The 16,017-nt window shown below is 72.4% G+C and carries 18 protein-coding genes; 6 read left to right on the forward strand and 12 right to left on the reverse strand.

Translation table 11 applies throughout. The features are described from left to right. Positions 1–45: 45 nt before the first annotated feature. Positions 46–1,896, reverse strand: a complete 1,851-nt coding sequence (gene sucB, locus ACFSHS_RS11235) for a 2-oxoglutarate dehydrogenase, E2 component, dihydrolipoamide succinyltransferase (protein WP_376875457.1) — start codon at positions 1,894–1,896, stop codon at positions 46–48. Between the two features lie 47 nt (positions 1,897–1,943). Beyond that, positions 1,944–3,323, reverse strand: coding sequence for a dihydrolipoyl dehydrogenase (lpdA, locus tag ACFSHS_RS11240; protein WP_376875460.1), 1,380 nt, complete (start codon positions 3,321–3,323; stop codon positions 1,944–1,946). A gap of 163 nt (positions 3,324–3,486) precedes the next feature. Here lpdA and ACFSHS_RS11245 point away from each other — a divergent pair, with 163 nt between their 5' ends. Further along, the gene (locus ACFSHS_RS11245; RefSeq protein WP_376875463.1) at positions 3,487–3,849 is read left to right on the forward strand and encodes an oxidoreductase; all 363 of its coding nucleotides are present in this window, start codon (positions 3,487–3,489) and stop codon (positions 3,847–3,849) included. 39 nt (positions 3,850–3,888) lie between these two features. Here the strand turns inward: ACFSHS_RS11245 and ACFSHS_RS11250 are convergent, their stop codons facing one another. Beyond that, positions 3,889–5,403 carry a leucyl aminopeptidase gene (locus ACFSHS_RS11250; protein ID WP_376875466.1) on the reverse strand — a complete coding sequence of 505 codons (1,515 nt, stop codon included), beginning with the start codon at positions 5,401–5,403 and terminating at the stop codon, positions 3,889–3,891. Between the two features lie 112 nt (positions 5,404–5,515). Between ACFSHS_RS11250 and gcvT the strand changes: the two genes are divergently transcribed. Further along, positions 5,516–6,634 carry a glycine cleavage system aminomethyltransferase GcvT gene (gcvT, locus tag ACFSHS_RS11255; RefSeq protein ID WP_376875469.1) on the forward strand — a complete coding sequence of 373 codons (1,119 nt, stop codon included), beginning with the start codon at positions 5,516–5,518 and terminating at the stop codon, positions 6,632–6,634. A gap of 54 nt (positions 6,635–6,688) precedes the next feature. Here the strand turns inward: gcvT and ACFSHS_RS11260 are convergent, their stop codons facing one another. From ACFSHS_RS11260 to ACFSHS_RS11275, 4 genes are all read right to left on the reverse strand, one after another. Further along, a complete protein-coding gene (locus ACFSHS_RS11260; protein WP_376875472.1) occupies positions 6,689–7,816 on the reverse strand; it encodes a YihY/virulence factor BrkB family protein in 1,128 nt (375 codons plus the stop codon). A 141-nt stretch (positions 7,817–7,957) separates the two neighbouring features. Continuing rightward, the gene (locus tag ACFSHS_RS11265) at positions 7,958–8,230 is read right to left on the reverse strand and encodes a DUF4235 domain-containing protein (RefSeq protein WP_376875475.1); all 273 of its coding nucleotides are present in this window, start codon (positions 8,228–8,230) and stop codon (positions 7,958–7,960) included. Then, complete coding sequence (locus ACFSHS_RS11270) at positions 8,227–8,517, reverse strand: DUF3618 domain-containing protein (protein WP_376875478.1); 291 nt, start codon at positions 8,515–8,517, stop codon at positions 8,227–8,229. Before ACFSHS_RS11270 ends, ACFSHS_RS11265 begins: the two co-directional genes overlap by 4 nt. Then, complete coding sequence (locus ACFSHS_RS11275) at positions 8,514–8,978, reverse strand: phage holin family protein (protein WP_376875481.1); 465 nt, start codon at positions 8,976–8,978, stop codon at positions 8,514–8,516. Before ACFSHS_RS11275 ends, ACFSHS_RS11270 begins: the two co-directional genes overlap by 4 nt. Before the next feature lie 108 nt (positions 8,979–9,086). Here ACFSHS_RS11275 and ACFSHS_RS11280 point away from each other — a divergent pair, with 108 nt between their 5' ends. Continuing rightward, positions 9,087–9,299, forward strand: coding sequence for a hypothetical protein (locus ACFSHS_RS11280; RefSeq protein WP_376875484.1), 213 nt, complete (start codon positions 9,087–9,089; stop codon positions 9,297–9,299). Between the two features lie 71 nt (positions 9,300–9,370). Here ACFSHS_RS11280 and ACFSHS_RS11285 read toward each other — a convergent pair whose 3' ends face one another. Together ACFSHS_RS11285 and ACFSHS_RS11290 are read right to left on the reverse strand one after the other, a co-directional pair. Next, positions 9,371–10,354: an aldo/keto reductase family protein gene (locus ACFSHS_RS11285; protein ID WP_376875487.1), complete on the reverse strand. Its 984-nt coding sequence runs from the start codon at positions 10,352–10,354 to the stop codon at positions 9,371–9,373. Positions 10,355–10,425: 71 nt separating this feature from the next. Next, entirely contained in the window at positions 10,426–11,043 is a 618-nt protein-coding gene (locus tag ACFSHS_RS11290; RefSeq protein WP_376875490.1) for a DUF3043 domain-containing protein, read from the reverse strand. A gap of 142 nt (positions 11,044–11,185) precedes the next feature. On the opposite strand from ACFSHS_RS11290, the gene ACFSHS_RS11295 reads away from it, so the two are divergent. After that, on the forward strand, positions 11,186–11,539 hold the full coding sequence (locus ACFSHS_RS11295; protein ID WP_376875493.1) for a HesB/IscA family protein: 354 nt from the start codon (positions 11,186–11,188) through the stop codon (positions 11,537–11,539). Between the two features lie 140 nt (positions 11,540–11,679). Here the strand turns inward: ACFSHS_RS11295 and asnB are convergent, their stop codons facing one another. The 3 genes from asnB to ACFSHS_RS11310 are packed head-to-tail and all read right to left on the reverse strand — an operon-like array spanning position 11,680 to position 14,375. Continuing rightward, positions 11,680–13,611, reverse strand: coding sequence for an asparagine synthase (glutamine-hydrolyzing) (gene asnB / locus ACFSHS_RS11300; RefSeq protein ID WP_376875496.1), 1,932 nt, complete (start codon positions 13,609–13,611; stop codon positions 11,680–11,682). A gap of 55 nt (positions 13,612–13,666) precedes the next feature. Beyond that, positions 13,667–14,017 (reverse strand): DUF3817 domain-containing protein, encoded by a 351-nt coding sequence (locus ACFSHS_RS11305; RefSeq protein ID WP_376875499.1) that lies wholly within the window; start codon positions 14,015–14,017, stop codon positions 13,667–13,669. Beyond that, the gene (locus tag ACFSHS_RS11310) at positions 14,007–14,375 is read right to left on the reverse strand and encodes a metalloprotease (protein WP_376875501.1); all 369 of its coding nucleotides are present in this window, start codon (positions 14,373–14,375) and stop codon (positions 14,007–14,009) included. Before ACFSHS_RS11310 ends, ACFSHS_RS11305 begins: the two co-directional genes overlap by 11 nt. 282 nt (positions 14,376–14,657) lie before the next feature. Between ACFSHS_RS11310 and ctaC the strand changes: the two genes are divergently transcribed. Further along, positions 14,658–15,548, forward strand: a complete 891-nt coding sequence (gene ctaC / locus ACFSHS_RS11315) for an aa3-type cytochrome oxidase subunit II (RefSeq protein WP_376875504.1) — start codon at positions 14,658–14,660, stop codon at positions 15,546–15,548. A gap of 51 nt (positions 15,549–15,599) precedes the next feature. After that, positions 15,600–16,004 (forward strand): cytochrome c oxidase subunit 4, encoded by a 405-nt coding sequence (locus ACFSHS_RS11320; RefSeq protein WP_376875507.1) that lies wholly within the window; start codon positions 15,600–15,602, stop codon positions 16,002–16,004. The last annotated feature ends 13 nt before the right edge of the window (positions 16,005–16,017 follow it).

Below are 16,017 nucleotides of genomic sequence, written 5' to 3' on the forward strand. Positions count from 1 at the left end.
AGGGGCCCGCCGTCACCGCGCGAGTGGCGGGGCAGGGGTCCTTGCTCAGGCGAGCCCGAGCTCGCCGTGGAACTGCCCGGCCTCCAGCCGCTCCCGGACCGTGGTGAGGAACCGCGCGGCGTCGGCGCCGTCGACGATCCGGTGGTCGTAGGTCAGCGCCAGGTACACCATCGAGCGCACGGCGATGACCTCGCCGAGGTCGGCGTCGTTGACGACCACCGGGCGCTTGACCACCGAGCCGGTGCCCAGGATCGCGACCTGGGGCTGGTTGATGATCGGGGTGTCGAACAGCGCGCCCCGGCTGCCGGTGTTGGTGATGGTGAAGGTGCCGCCGCCCAGCTCGTCGGGCGTGATCTTGTTCGTGCGGGTCCGCTCGGCGAGGTCGGCGATCTTCCGGGCGATCCCGCCGAGGCTGAGGTCGCCGGCGTCGTGGATGACCGGCACGAGCAGCCCGCGCTCGGTGTCGACGGCGACACCGAGGTTCTCGGTGTCGTGGTAGGTGACGGTGCCCGCCTCCTGGTCGATCGAGGAGTTCACGGACGGGTGCGCCTTCAGCGCCTCGACCGCGGCCTTGGCGAAGAACGGCAGGAAGGAGAGCTTGACCCCTTCACGTGCCTCGAAGTCCTTCTTGGCCTGCTGCCGCAGCTTCGCGATCCGGGTGACGTCGGCCTCGACCACCGTGGTCAGCTGTGCGCTGACCTGCAGGGACTCGACCATCCGCCGGGCGATGACCGCGCGGAGGCGGGACATCTTCTCGGTCCGGCCACGCACCGAGGTGTCCGGCGTCGACGCGGGAGAGGGGGTGCGAGCCGGCGCGGCAGCGGGTGCCGATGCGGGCGCGGCGGCCTTCTCGGCCGCGGCCAGCACGTCCTGCTTCCTGATCCGCCCGCCGACGCCGGTGCCGGAGACGGTGCTGAGGTCGACACCGCGCTCGGCCGCGAGCCGGCGGACCAGCGGGGTCACGTAGGCGCCGCCGCCGTCGCCCGACGGCGCGGCCTCCGGGGCGGACTCCTGCGGGGCGGGCCGTGCGGGGGCCTGCGGTGCCACGGCGGCGGCGGGAGCCGGCTCCGATGTCGGCGACTGGGTCGGCAGCCCTCCGCTGGAGCCGTAGTCGCCACCCGGCTGCTCGGACGCGGGACGGGCGTCCTGCGGCGCCGGCTGCTGGGGCGCGGGCGCCTCCTGCTTCGGGGCCTCCTGCTTCGGGGCCTCCTGCGTGGGGGCGGGCGCGGCCGGAGCTGCCGATCCACCGGCGGCGCCGGTGCCGATGAGGGCGAGCTGCGCGCCGACGTCGACCGTCTCGTCCTCGTTGACGGTGATCTCCAGCAGCGTGCCGCTGACCGGGGAGGGGATCTCGGTGTCGACCTTGTCGGTCGAGACCTCGAGCAGCGGCTCGTCCGCGGCCACCTCGTCGCCGACGGACTTCAGCCACCGGGTGACCGTGCCCTCCGTGACGCTCTCGCCCAGCGCCGGCATGGTGACCGGGGTGCCCTCGCCGCCGCCGCCACCCGCCGAGGCGGGTGCGGGCTCCTCCTGCTGCGGGGCCGCTTGCTCGTCCGCCGGCCCGGGGCCCGCGTCCTCCACCTGCTGGGCGGGGCTCTGCGGGGTCGTGTCGGCGTCCTCGGCCGAGGCCGGCGGGGCGCTGTCGCCACCACCGTCGCCGTCGCCACCGATGACGGCCAGCTCCGCGCCGACCTCCACGGTCTCGTCCTCGGCGACCAGGATCCTGGTCAGCACGCCCGCCGCGGGCGACGGGATCTCTGTGTCGACCTTGTCGGTCGAGACCTCGAGGAGGGGCTCGTCGGCCTCGACCTGCTCACCCTCCTGCTTGAGCCAGCGGGTGACCGTGCCCTCGGTGACGCTCTCGCCCAGGGCGGGCATGGTGACGGACGTCGGCATCGGGGCAGTGCTCCTTCTTGGCGCAGGGTGGGTGGGGGAGAAGCAGGTCAGCCGTGCACGTGGAGCGGCTTGCCGGCGAGCGCCAGGTGGGCCTCACCGAGCGCCTCGCTCTGCGTCGGGTGCGGGTGGATGAGGCCGGCGACGTCGTCCGCCTCGGCCTCCCAGTTGTAGATGAGCTGGGCCTCGGCGATGAGCTCGCCGACCCGGCTGCCGACCATGTGGATGCCGACGACCGGCCCGTCCGGCGCCTGCACGAGCTTGACGGCGCCGGTGGTCTTGAGGATCTGGCTGCGGCCGTTGCCGGCGAGGTCGTAGGTGAGGGTCTTCACCTCGCCGTAGCGCTCCTTCGCCTGGGCCTCGGTGAGGCCGACCGAGGCCACCTCGGGGTCGGAGTAGGTGATGCGGGGAACGCCGGCGTAGTCGATCGGCGCGGGATTCAGCCCCGCCACCCGCTCGGCGACGAGGATGCCCTCGGCGAACCCGACGTGGGCCAGCTGCAGGGTCGGGATCAGGTCGCCGACGGCGGAGATGGTCGGCACGTTCGTCTGGCAGTACTGGTCGACGAGGACGTAGCCGCGGTCCATGGCGACGCCCGCCTCCTCGTAGCCGAGCCCCTGGCTGACCGGGCCGCGGCCCACGGCCACGAGCAGCAGCTCGGCCTCGAACTCCTTGCCGTTCTCGAGCGACACCTTGACGCCGTTCTCGGTGTTCTGCACGCCGGAGAAGCGGCTGCCCAGCTCGAAGCCGATCTTGCGGCGGCGGAAGGCACGCTCCAGCAGCTTCGAGGACGCCTCGTCCTCCAGCGGGACCAGGTGCGGCAGGGCCTCGATGATGGTCACGTCGACGCCGAAGGACTTCCAGGCGCTGGCGAACTCGCAGCCGATCACGCCGCCGCCGAGCACGATCGCCGAGCTCGGTACGCGGTCCAGCTCGAGCGCGTCCTCGCTGGTGATGACCCTGGTGCCGTCGATCTCGAGGCCGGGCAGCGAACGCGGGTAGGAGCCGGTGGCCAGCAGGATGTGCCTGCCCTCGTAGCTCTGACCGTTCACCTCGACCGTGGTGGGGGAGGTCAGCCGCCCCTCCCCCTCGACGTAGGTGATCTTGCGGGCCTTCACCAGGCCCTGGAGGCCCTTGTAGAGCTTGGAGACGACGCCGTTCTTGTAGGCGTTGACGCCGTCCATGTCGATGCCGGCCAGCGACGTCTTCACGCCGAACTGCTCACCCTCGCGGGCCAGGTCGGCGATCTCGCCGCTGTGCAGCAGGGCCTTGGTCGGGATGCAGCCGCGGTGGAGGCAGGTGCCCCCCACCTTGTCCTTCTCGATGAGGACGACGTTCATCCCGAGCTCGGAGGCGCGGAACGCTGCGGCGTAACCACCCGAGCCACCACCGAGGATGACCAGGTCGGCGGGGGACGTGGGTGCGCTCACGGGTACTCCTCGATGATGTCGTCGCGTCCCGCTCGTCCGGGCGGGGGCTTGGCCTCATCCTGCCACTCCGGGAACGACCTGGCCGGAACCACCGTTGCCATCCCGAGCGTCGCGCGGGTCACCGCGGCGCGCAGACCCGGGACAGAACGAGGGGAGAGGGGCCATGGGGCTGTTCGACCGGTTGCGCCGTGCGGGCTCCGGCCGCCCTCGCGCCGCCCGCGGGAACGGGCGCCGGGTCACGCTGGACCGGGCCTCGCAGCGGACCGACCTCACCCACCTGGAGCAGTTCGTGGCCACCCGTCGCGGCGTGGAGGGCTACGTGGAGCCGCGGACGGCGGTCACCGAGACGACGATCGTGCTGGTCGCGGCCGACGGCGAGTGGACCCGCCGCCGCATCGACGGCCCCGACGTCGCCCGCCGGCTCTCCCGCGACCTCGGCATCCCCGTGTACGACGCGCAGGTGACCGGCTATCCCCAGCGCATGCGCGACTGGTCGAAGGCCCACAGGCCCCCCACCGCTCGCTGACGCTCGCGGCGGGCCCCTGCCTGTGGCCGTGCCAGTACGTCACCCTTCGGCGATGAGGTCCTCGATGGTGGCGAGCAGGGTCCGCACGGGGACGCCGGTGCCGCCCTTGGGCGTGTAGCCCCACGGCGAGCCGGTGTTGTAGCTCGGGCCGGCGATGTCGATGTGCGCCCACGGCAGCCCGTCGGGCACGAACTCGGCCAGGAAGTGGCCGCCCACGAGCATGCCGCCCATCCGGTCGGCGTTGGCGTTGACGAAGTCGGCGATGGGGGAGTCGAGCCCCTTGCGCAGCTCCGGGGGCAGCGGCATGGCCCACATGCCCTCACCACAGCGCTTCCCGGCGGCGACGACGGCGTCGCGGAGGTCGTCGCTGCCCATGACGCCGGCGGTGCGGGTGCCCAGGGCGACCAGCTGGGCGCCGGTGAGGGTGGAGGTCTCCAGGAGGGCGTCGGGCCGGTCCTCGGCCGCCCGCGCGATGGCGTCGGCCAGGATGACCCGCCCCTCGGCGTCGGTGTTGGTGATCTCGGCCTTCTTGCCGTTGCGGAAGGTCACCACGTCGGCGGGGCGGTAGGCGCTGCCGCTGGGCAGGTTCTCGGCCATCGGCACGGTGGCGACGACGTCGACGGGCAGCCCGAGCTGCGCCACGAGGCACACGGTCGCGATCACGGCGGCGGCGCCGGCCATGTCGCTCTTCATGTCCTCCATCTTCAGCGCCGGCTTGATCGACAGGCCGCCGCTGTCGAAGGTGATGCCCTTGCCGACCAGGGCGACCTTCTTGCGCGCCCCGGCGCCGGAGTAGGACAGCCGGAGCAGGCGGGGCTTGCGGGTCGATCCCTGGCCGACGGCGAGGATGCCGCCGTAGCCGCCCGCGGCGAGTTCGTCCTCGTCGAGGATCTCGGCGGCCAGCCCGGCCTTCTCGCCGGCGGCTGCCCCGCGAGCGGCCAGCTCGGCCGGGTAGAGGTCGTTCGGCGGGGTGTTGACCAGGTCACGGACCAGCGCGACGGCGTCGGCGACCGCCCGCACGCGGCGCAGGGCGGCCTCGGCGGCGGCCGTGTCCGGGACGACGATGGTGAACTCGCTCGGCGGGACGAGGCGCCCGGCGGGGAGCTCGGACTTGTACGCGGTGAACTCGTAGGCGCCCAGCAGCGCGCCCTCACCGACGGCGTGCAGCCGCCCGGCGTCGGGCGTGCCGCCCACGGCGGCGAGCAGACTGACGACCGTGCGGCGTCCGCCCAGCGCGCGGCTGGCGGCACCGGAGGCCCGGCGCACCGCCTCGTGCCCGTACGCGCCGGCGGCGTCGGGCGCCCCCAGGCCGACCACGGCGACGACCGGGAAGGGGCCCTGACCGAACGAGGGCAGCCGGGTCACCTCGTCCTCCGTGCCCCGCACGCCGAGATCGGCCAGCGCGGGCAGCAGGCGGCCGCCCAGCAGCCGGTCGACGGCCTCGGCGCCCGGGGTCGGCAGCGGCCCGTCCGGGCCCTTGCCGACGGCGACGACGACGGCGTCCCCGGTCAGCTTGTCCAGCGGGTGGTCGGTGGCGGTGATCGTCGGCGGCACCGCTCGATCCTAGAAGGACCCCCTGCCCCCCACGCCTCGCACGCTCGGCGCGGGCCCCTGCAGGGGGCCGTTCCATCCCGTCACCACGGGAGGCCGCACTAGCGTGACGCACGTGAGCCCGCTGACCTCTCCCCTCCACGACCGGCACGTCGCGGCGGGAGCCAAGCTCGCCGACTTCAGCGGCTGGTCGATGCCGATCGAGTACGCGGGCGGGGGGGTGCTGGCCGAGCACGCCGCGGTGCGCAGCGCGGTGGGACTGTTCGACGTGTCGCACCTGGGCTCGGGCACCGTCCGGGGCCCCGGGGCGGCGGCGTTCGTCGACTCCTGCCTCACCAACGACCTCTCGCGGATCGGGCCCGGGCAGGCGCAGTACACGCTGTGCTGCCTGCCCGACGGCGATCCGCGGGCGGGCGGCGTCGTCGACGACCTGATCGTCTACCTGCACGGCCCGGACGACGTCCTCCTCGTGCCGAACGCGGCGAACGCGGCCGAGGTCCTCGGGCGCCTGGCCGACGCCGCACCGGCCGGGGTCACCGTGACCGACCGCCACAGGGAGGTCGCCGTGCTGGCCCTGCAGGGCCCGCGGTCGCTGCAGGTGCTGGAGCTGCTCGGCCTGCCCGGCGAGCTGCCGTACATGTCGTTTGTCACCGGCACCGGCGGTGCGGGCGCCGAGGTGACCGTCTGCCGGACCGGCTACACGGGGGAGCACGGTTACGAACTGCTCGTCGACGCGGCGCACGCCGAGGAGCTCTGGGACGCGGTGCTGGAGGCCGGCCAGGACCTGGGGATCCGTCCGTGCGGGCTGGGCGCCCGGGACACCCTGCGGACCGAGATGGGTTATCCGCTGCACGGGCACGAGCTGTCCCGGGACATCACCCCGAACCAGGCCCGCGCCGGCTGGGCCGTCGGCTGGCGGAAGCCGGCCTTCTGGGGGCGGGAGGCGCTGCTCGCGGAGAAGGCGGCCGGCCCGGCCCGGCTGCTGTGGGGGCTGCGCGCCGAGGGCCGGGGCATCCCACGGCCGGGCATGGCCGTCCTGGACGCCGCGGGGACCGCGGTCGGGGAGGTCACCAGCGGCACGTTCTCCCCGACGCTGCGGACCGGGATCGCGCTCGCGCTGATCGGGACGGCCGCCGGCGTGCAGGAGGGCGACGAGCTCGCCGTCGACGTCCGGGGCCGCCCGCAGGCGGTCCGGGTGGTGCGGCCGCCCTTCGTGGAGTCGCACGTGCGTTAGGCGCCCTCCAGAGGCTCGGCCCGAGCGTGCGAGGGCCGAGGAGGAGGGGGCCCTTCATCTGCGGGTGGGGTCGCTGTCGCCCTTCTCCGGCTCGGGCGACTCGGGAAGCGTGTCGGCCATCTTCGCGTCGCGCGAGCCCATCGGCTCGGGTTCGCCGGTGGTCGTGTCGTGCGCCGTCTGGTGCTCCACCTCGGAGTTGATCTCCGCACCCAGGAGGACCAGGTAGCAGGTGATGTACAACCACAGCATCAGGACGATCACGCCGGCGATCGCGCCGTAGGTCTTGTCGTAGGACCCGAAATTGTTCACGTAGAGGCTGAACCCGAGGCTGACAAGCGCCCAGATGACGGTGACGACGACGGCGCCGAGGCTCACCCACCGGAACCGCGGGGCGTCCCGGTCCGGGGCGACGCGGTAGAGCACGGCGAGCGAGCCGGCGAAGACGGCGAGCAGCAGCGTCCACCGGAGGACCTGCGCCAGGATCGTGCCGACGATGCCCAGCGGCAGGGCGTCGATCACGACGGGGACGACGGCGACGAGGCCGAACGTGAGCAGGACGAAGACGATCGCCCCGAGGGTGAGCGCCAGCGCGGTGGCCCGCAGCTTGACGAAGTTCCGGGTCTCCACCTCGTCGTAGGCCAGGTTGACCGCGGTGATGAGGTTGCCCATGCCGCCCGAGGCGCTCCACAGCGCCGCGAGGATCGACACGACGAGGCTGAGCGTCAGCGCGCCGCCGCTGTTCTCGACGATCGCGTTCAGCTGCTGGCCGATCAGGTCCGCGGCGTCGTCGGGCAACTGCGCGGAGAGGTCCTCGACCTGACGGGCCACCGTCTCGGGTGACGCGATCAGGCCGTACAGCGAGATCATCGCGGCCAGCGCCGGGAAGATCGCCAGGAAGGCGAAGAAGGCGACCCCGCCGGCGATGATCGGCATGTTGTCGGCCTTGTGCTCGGCCCAGGACCGCTTGACGATCTGCTTCCAGCCGGCCCACGGGATCTCCGTGGGCTTCTCCGCGTGGATGCCGGGGAGCTCCTGGGGGGTGGGGGAGCCGGCCGGCGGGCGGTTCGGATCACCCTGCGGCGGCGCGGTGGCGGCCTTCGCCGCCGCCCGCCGGGCGGCCTTCTCCTCGACCCGCTCCCGGATCCGGTCGACGGCGCTCTCGCGGCGCCCGGTACCAGTCACGTGGCTGCTCCTGTGTGTTGCGACGGTGGGCACGTGGGCCCCCTGCGGGGCCGCTGCCGGCCGCGTCCGGAGGCTCGTCCCGAGCCTGCACGGGACGAGGAGGACGTGGTCCTTCTGCGGTGGGGGCGGGAGGGTCCTTCCTCAGTCGCCCGGCCAGGCCCCGGTGAGCTTGCTGAAGCCGCGCGCGCCGGCGCGGTCGACGACGGCCTTGGTCGCGGCGAAGATCGCCCCCTGGATCGCCGCCGCGAGCACGACCTCCTTCATCGAGTACTCGCTCTGGAGGGCTGTCGGGGCGTCGTCCTCGTTCGCGACCTTCTTCCAGATCTGCTTGAAGACGACGCCGGACACGGTTCCGGCCAGGATGCCGCCGATGAGGCCGATCGGCCGGTAGGCGAGCTTGGCTCCCTTGCTCAACGCTTCCTCCTTCTGGTGGCGGTGCTCGTCGCCCGCCGGGTCGCACGCTTCCGGCGCAAGATCACCACGCCGGCCACCAGCCCCACCAGTGCGACCGCCGCGCCGATCACGGCCGGCGGGCTCTCGCGGTAGGTCTCGACGGCGGTGTCCTTGGCGCGGGCGGCGCTCTCCCGGGCACGCGCGGGGACGTCCAGCCGCGCGCTGAGCTCGTCGACGGTCCGGCCGAGCTGTGCGCGGGTGGCCTCGATCTCGGCCTTGATCTGGTCGGGGTCCGCGGGGCCGGTCACCGGGAGAGCCCCTGCCTCACCGTGGCGACGTCGGCCTGCACGCCCGCGATCGCCTGGGTGGGCAGCGGCGGGGAGCCCTGCGCGACGTCCTTCCTCCCCACCAGCGCGAGCACCCCGGCGACGGCGAACAGGACGACGGCGACGACGAGGGCGGCCAGCCAGGCCGGCAGCACCGCGGCGAGCCCGAGCACGGCGGCGCTGATGAGCACGGCGAGCCCGAAGAACGCCGTGAGTCCCGCCCCGCCGAACAGGCCGGCGCCGATCCCGAGCTTCTTCGCCTTCTGGGCGACCTCGGCCTGCGCGAGGCGGGCCTCGTCGCGCACCAGGCGGGTGAGCTGCTCGGTGAGCCGGCCGATCAGCTCCCCGGTCGAGGCGCCGGCCGGGTCGGGCGTCGTGCTGGCGCGGGTCGCCCCCGCGGCGGTCGGTGGCGCGGTGGGGGGCTGGTGCGTGGGTGCGGTCATCGGTCCTCCGGCTGGGCGGTTCGATGGGGTCCCATGCCCCTCGCGGGAAGGCCGTAACCGGCGGGCGGGTCACAGCACGGTCACCGCCGGATCACTAGCCTCCGTGCCATGACCTGGCACTGGCGCCTCGAGGACCCGTCCGGAGCTCCCGTCGACCCCGCGGCACTGGGGGTCGAGGCGCCCGGCGCCGACAACCAGGGGGACGCCGAGTCCTGGCTGGGGGAGAACTGGCGCGAGCTGCTCGACAAGGGGGTCGCCACGGTGACCCTCTTCGACGGCGACGACGAGGTCTACGGCCCCATGGGGCTTGCCGCCCCCTGAGCCGAGCCGAGGTGACGGCGCCTCCCTCCCGGCTCCCCGGGTGCGAGGGGAGTCGGGACGAAGCGCGCTCGCTAGCCCCTCGCCGTCTTCGCCGGGTCGCGCTCCACGACGTCGCCGAGGACGTCGTCGATCCGTCGGAGGACGTCGGCGTCGAGCCGGACCCCGGCGGCCTTGACGTTGTCGTGCACCTGCTCGGGCCGGGTGGCACCGATGATCGCGGCCGCGACGTTCGGGTTCTGCAGCACCCACGCGATCGCCAGCTGGGCCATCGACAGCCCCAGGTCGTCGGCGATCGGCCGCAGGTCCTGGACGCGGGTGAGGATGTCGTCGCGCAGGAAGCCGCGCATCGACTGGCCGGCCTCCGCGTGGCCGCCGCGGCTGTCGGCGGGCGGCCGCTCGCCCGGGCGGTACTTGCCCGTGAGCACGCCCTGCGCCAGCGGGGACCAGACGATCTGGGACAGCCCGTGCTTCTCCGACGTCGGCACGACCTCCGACTCGATGACCCGCCACAGCATCGAGTACTGGGGCTGGTTGCTGATCAGGTGGATGCCCAGCTCGCGGGCGAGGGCGGCGCCGGCGGCGATCTGCTCGGCGTTCCACTCCGAGACGCCGATGTAGAGCGCCTTCCCCGACCGCACGAGGTCGGCGAAGGCGGTCATCGTCTCCTCGAGCGGCACCGTCGGGTCGTAGCGGTGCGCCTGGTAGAGGTCGACGTAGTCGGTCTGCAGCCGCCGCAGCGAGGCGTGGCAGCTCTCGATGATGTGCTTGCGGGAGAGCCCGCGGTCGTTCCGGCCGGGGCCGGTGGGCCAGTAGACCTTGGTGAACAGCTCGTAGGAGGAGCGGCGCCGGCCCTCCAGGGCGCGGCCCAGGACGGCCTCGGCCCGGGTGCCGGCGTAGACGTCGGCGGTGTCGAACGTGGTGATGCCGGCGTCGAGGGCGGCGCGCACGCAGGCGAAGGCCGCGTCCTCCTCCACCTGGCCGCCGTGCGTCAGCCAGTTGCCGTAGGCGATCTCGGAGATGTTCAGGCCGGAGCGGCCGAGGCGTCGGAATTCCACCGGTCGGACGCTAGTACAAGGACCCCCGCCCCCCACCGCTCGCACGCTCGCGGCGGGGCCCTGCGGGGGGCCTAGACGTCGGCGCCCAGGGGGACGTCGGGCTTGGGGAAGCGCCAGCGCCGGACCATGGTCGCCCGGCTGATCCCGTACCAGACCAGGCCGCGCGTCTTCTGCGTCTCCGGGAAGCGCTCGGCGACCTTCCGCTTGATCCGCCGGCCCAGCAGGAACGAGTCGACGATGAGCAGCAGGAAGAACCCGAACAGCAGGAAGCTCGCGTAGTTGCGGACGACGAGGCTCGGCACCACGGTGCCGATCAGGGCCACGCCGGCGATGGCGAGGAAGAAGCTGCCCACGTTGCGGCGGGCGTCGACCACGTCCCGTACGAGCTTGCGCACCGGACCGCGGTCGCGGGCGGGGAGGTACGCGTCGTCGCCTCGCGCGGCGCCCAGCCGGGTCTCGGCCCGCCGGGCGGCCTGCTGCTCCCTCATCCGCTTGTAGGCCTCCTTGCGAGTGGTCGGCGGCGGCGGTGGGGGACCGGGACGCCGTCCCTGGGCCTCGCTGCGCCTGGGGGTCGGGCGCCCCTTCCCGGCGGAGCGGTCCGGCTGCCCGGGAAGGTCGGTACCGGCGTCCGGAGTGGTCGGCGCGGTCGTCTCGGCGCGGTCGCGGCGGCCGGGCAGGCGGAGCTTCACGGGCTCGAAGTCTACGTGTGTGGGAAAGGAGACCTGGGAACTCGGCTCGGGCGCCGTACAGTGGAAGAAGCTCCGCCGCGGCGGTGTTGGGTCGCTGCGGGACGTGCCGCAGCGGGCACCCAGGAATGTGGGAGGACACAACATGTCGGTGCAGGACACGACCGACGCCGCCACCGGCGTCATCCTCAGCGAGCCGGCGGCCGCGAAGGTCAAGGCGCTGCTGGACCAGGAGGGTCGCGACGACCTGCGGCTGCGCATCGCCGTGCAGCCGGGCGGCTGCTCCGGTCTGCGCTACCAGCTGTTCTTCGACGAGCGCTTCCTCGACGGTGACCAGACCTACGAGTACGGCGGCGTCGAGGTCATCGTCGACCGCATGAGCGGCCCCTACCTCGGCGGCGCGGTCATCGACTTCGTCGACACCATCGAGAAGCAGGGCTTCACGATCGACAACCCCAACGCAGGCAACTCCTGCGCCTGCGGCGACTCCTTCAGCTGAGCCGCATCACCTGAACGAACCGGCGCCCGGTTTCCCCCGACAGGGGAACCGGGCGCCGTCGTGTCGCGGGGGCCGCGCGGTCGATCATCGGGTCGTCGCCACCGGCACACGGCAGCGGAGTCGATGATCGACGAGGGCGGCTACAACCTGACCGGATACGCCGGCTCGGGGACGTCGGGCCTGATGCGCTCCTCGACGAAGATGCCGTGCCAGATCATGAAGACCAGCAGCGTCCACAGCTTGCGCGAGTAGTCGACCGCCGAGCCGCTGCGCTGGTTGTCGCGGTGCTCGTCGAGCATCCAGAGGATCTGCCGGCGGTCGAACCACTCGTCGGTCTGGCTCTCCTCGATGATCTGCCGGGCCCAGTCGTGCAGGCCCTCGGCCAGCCAGTGCCGTGTGGGGACCGGGAAGCCGAGTTTGCGGCGGTTGAGCACGTGCGGCGGCACGATCTGCTCCAGGGCCCGCCGGAGCGCGTACTTCGTCGTCTCCCTGGTCACCCGTTGGTCCACCGGCAGGGTGCTGGCGACCCGGAAGACCTCGGGGTCGAGGAAGGGCACCCGCAGCTCGAGCGAATTGGCCATCGTCATCTTGTCGGCCTTCACGAGGATGTCTCCGCGCAACCACGTGAACAGGTCCACGTACTGCATCGCGGTGACGTCGTCGTAGCCGGCGGCCCGGGTGCGCCGGTAGAGCTCCGCGGTGACCGCCACGTGCGAGAGGTCGGGGTCGCGCCGCTCCAGGAAGCCCAGCTCGTCGTCCCGGAAGATCCGGGCGTTGCCGTAGTACCGCTCCTCCAGCGGGATGGACCCGCGCCGGAGCAGGTCCTTGCCGCGCATGCCGTCGGGCAGCCGGGCCGACAGCTTCCCCAGCGCCCGGCGCACGCCGGTGGGCAGCCTCTCGAACGCGGCAAGGGACAGCGGTTCCCGGTAGATGTTGTAGCCGCCGAACAGCTCGTCGGCGCCCTCGCCGGAGAGCACCACCTTCACGTGCTTCCGGGCCTCGCGGGCGATGAAGTACAGCGGCACGAGTGCGGGATCGGCGACCGGGTCGTCGAGGTACCAGACGACGAGCGGGATCGACTCGGCGAACTCCTCCGCGGTCACCACCTTGGTGATGTGCTCGACCCCGATCGCCGCGGCCGACTCGGCGGCGACGTCGATCTCGGAGAACCCCTCGCGCTCGAAGCCGGTCGTGAAGGTGAGCAGCTTCGGGTTGTAGCGCTTGGCGAGCGCCGCGATGGCCGTGGAGTCGATGCCGCCGGAAAGGAAGGACCCGACGGTCACGTCGGCCCGCATGTGCATCCGGACGGAGTCGTCGAGGACGTCGGCGATCCGGTCGTAGAGCGCCTGCTGCTCGTCCTTCGCGACCGGCCGCACCGGGAAGGAGGGGTGGAAGTAGCGCGTGGTGTGCAGCTCGCCGTCGACGACGGTGAAGCTGGTGCCGCTCTCGATCCGGCGGATGCCGGTGTGCAGGGTCGCGGGCTCCGGCACGTACTGCAGCGTCAGGTAGTGCTGCAGCGAGGCCGGGTCCACCCCCCCGGCGGCCTTGCTGCCACCGAGGAGCTCGAGCAGCGCCTTCTTCTCCGAGCCGAACACGATCGCGCCGTCGGCCAGCCGGGTCGTGAACAGCGGCTTGATGCCGAAGGGATCGCGGGCACCGAACACCGTGCTCGTACGGGTGTCCCAGATGACGAAGGCGAACATTCCGCGCAGCCTGCGGACGACGTCCTCGCCCCAGACGTGGTAGCCGGCGACGATCGCCTCGGTGTCGCCCTCGGTCGCGAAGGTCGCGCCCGCGGCGGCCAGCTCCTCGCGCAGCTCGAGGTAGTTGTAGATCTCGCCGTTGAAGACGATGCGGTACCGGCCGTCCGCGTAGGGCATCGGCTGGTGGCTGTGCTCGATGTCGATGAACGACAGCCGGTTGAACCCGAAGACCGCACGGGCGTCCCACCAGGCCTCGTTCTCGTCCGGGCCGCGGTGGCGCATGCAGTGCTGAGCTCCCCGGACGGCGGCGACCGCGGCGTCGTCGACCCGGTCGGCGTCGGTGGAGAAGTAGGCGAGCAGGCCACACATCAGGGGCAGGTCCTCGGGAGCGGGGAGGGGTGGGGGAGCGGTCGTCGACCGGGGGTCACACGCGCTCGCCGGCGCGCATCCGCCGGGTGACGGAGTGCTCGGCGGCGAACGACAGGAACGGGATGGTGCCGGCCACCAGGGCGACGACCGTGCCCTTGAGGGTCCACTTCGCCCGCAGCGCCAGGTCGACGGCCGACAGGAAGAAGAGCGCGTAGAGCCAGCCGTGGGCCGTGCCGAGGATCGTGACGGGCGTCGGGATGCCGCCCCAGTGCTTCAGCGGCACCGCCACCACGATGAGCAGGATGAGCAGGACTCCCACGACGTTCGCCATGACCCGGTAGCGCTGCAGCGCCGCGGCGATCGCCTGCTCGGAGTCGCGGGCCGGCGCGACGCGGTCACCCGCCATTGCCGGCACTCCGCTGACCGAGGGCGCGCTCGTTGAGCTCGGCGAGGTAGGCGTTGTAGGCGGCCAGCTCCGGATCTCCTGACGTGTCGATGCGGGGGCGCTGGTAGAGGACGACGGCCGAGCCTGGCGCGTCGTCGTCCGGATCGCGGTGCAGCTCGATCTTCACCATGCGCAGGTAGAACCACAGGCCCATGAAGCCGTACAGGGGCCACTGCAGGGCGTAGCTCCAGTTGACCGCGCCGCCGCCGGCCTCGGCCTTGGTCAGCTGCCAGTAGCCGAGGAAGAACGTGGCCACGAACAGGGCCGCCACCAGCAGGTGCAGCAGCAGCCACTTGGGGGTCAGCAGCCGGGAGTACACGCACCCGACTCTAACCGCCGGCCGCGCCGGCCCGGCCGACATGCGTGTGCCGGCCGTGCCGGGCCGCCACCCCCTCGGGATCCGGCCGGGCCGGATCCGTCGCGCCGACCTGCGTGGCTGCGACCCGCCGGTCAGGTGTCTCCGGTGGTCGGCCGCCGAGCGGAGTCGGATAGTCTCGCCCCACACTGTGATCGGCGTGGATGCCGTCTGCCGGAAGCCGGTGGGCGACCCGCTGGGAGGACCGTCCGGGCACCCGGACGGAAGACGAGGAGGCAGCGAGCAGTGGCTCGAGGCAGCAGGCTCGCGCGGCTGGCCGCGCTCGGTCTCCTGGGGGTCGCAACCCTCACCGGATGCGCGATGCCGAACAACGAGTTCTGGCGGTTCGGCTGGCCGGAGGGCATCACCGAGCAGTCCCAGGACATGCGCGAGCTGTGGACCGGTTCGGTGATCGCTGCTCTGATCGTCGGCTTCCTGGTGTGGGGCCTGATCCTGTACTCGGTGGTGGCCCACCGGAAGCGCAGCGACGAGCTGCCGAAGCAGACGGCCTACAACCTGCCGCTGGAGATCGTCTACACGATCCTGCCGTTCCTGATCATCGCGGGCCTGTTCTTCTACACCGTGGTCGTGCAGAACCGGGTGATGGAGCGCAGCGACGAGCCCGACGAGACCATCGCGGTCAACGCCTTCAAGTGGAACTGGCAGTTCGTCTACCCGGAGACCACCGGCGCCGACGGCGAGCCGGTGAACACCGTGGGGAGCACCGAGGAGATCCCCATCCTCGTCGTGCCCACCGAGCGCACCATCCGGTTCGAGGTGGCCTCCGCCGACGTCATCCACTCGTTCTGGGTGCCCGAGTTCCTCTTCAAGCTCGACGTCATCCCCGGCAACGAGAACGGCCGCGACAACGTCTTCGAGGTCACCGTCCAGGAGGAGGGCGCCTACGTCGGGCGCTGCGCCGAGTTGTGCGGCACGTACCACGCGTACATGAACTTCGAGGTGCGTGCGGTGTCCGGTGACGAGTACGACGCCTACCTGGCGGCCCGGGAGGACGGCATGGACACCTACGAGGCGCTGGAGGAGATCGGTCAGCCCGGGACGGCGTCCACCACCACGCCTCTGGACCTGATCGAGAGCAAGACCACCAGCGAGCAGCAGTCCGACAACAATGGCTGACCGTCGGGTGTCCGCCCGCCCGGTCGTCACCACGCCCGAGGAGGCACGACCGTGAAGGTCGAGGCGCTGATCTTCAACGTCATCGCGCTGTTCTGCATCATCGCCGCGGCCGTGTACGGCTTCTGGTCCCGCGAGCCGATCGGCACCACAGCGCTGGTGCTCTCCGGCGGCCTCACCGGCCTGATCGGTGGCTTCTTCTGGTTCGTCTCGCGGCGCATCGACGCCCGGCCCGAGGACCGGAAGGACGCCGACATCGCCGAGGGCGCCGGCGAGCTCGGGTTCTTCCCGCCGGCCAGTTACTGGCCGTTCGCCCTGGCGGCCTCTGCCGGTCTGATGGGCCTGGCCCTGGCCTTCTGGTACTCCTGGCTGATCCTCATCGCCCTCGCGGCGCTGCTGATCACCATCGGGGGTCTGCTCTTCGAGTTCTACGTGGGGCAGAACGCCCAGCAGAGCTGAGCGCACGCCTTCC

Source organism: Blastococcus deserti (assembly GCF_042682525.1).
GTDB classification, from domain to species: domain Bacteria; phylum Actinomycetota; class Actinomycetes; order Mycobacteriales; family Geodermatophilaceae; genus Blastococcus_B; species Blastococcus_B deserti.

Coding starts and splice junctions, on each gene's coding strand:
- sucB (WP_376875457.1), bottom strand. CDS start 1,896: ATGCCGACGTCCGTCACCATGCCCGCCCTGGGCGAGAGCGTCACCGAG.
- ACFSHS_RS11245 (WP_376875463.1), top strand. CDS start 3,487: ATGGGGCTGTTCGACCGGTTGCGCCGTGCGGGCTCCGGCCGCCCTCGC.
- ACFSHS_RS11275 (WP_376875481.1), bottom strand. CDS start 8,978: ATGACCGCACCCACGCACCAGCCCCCCACCGCGCCACCGACCGCCGCG.
- ACFSHS_RS11280 (WP_376875484.1), top strand. CDS start 9,087: ATGACCTGGCACTGGCGCCTCGAGGACCCGTCCGGAGCTCCCGTCGAC.
- ACFSHS_RS11295 (WP_376875493.1), top strand. CDS start 11,186: ATGTCGGTGCAGGACACGACCGACGCCGCCACCGGCGTCATCCTCAGC.
- asnB (WP_376875496.1), bottom strand. CDS start 13,611: ATGTGTGGCCTGCTCGCCTACTTCTCCACCGACGCCGACCGGGTCGAC.
- ACFSHS_RS11305 (WP_376875499.1), bottom strand. CDS start 14,017: ATGGCGGGTGACCGCGTCGCGCCGGCCCGCGACTCCGAGCAGGCGATC.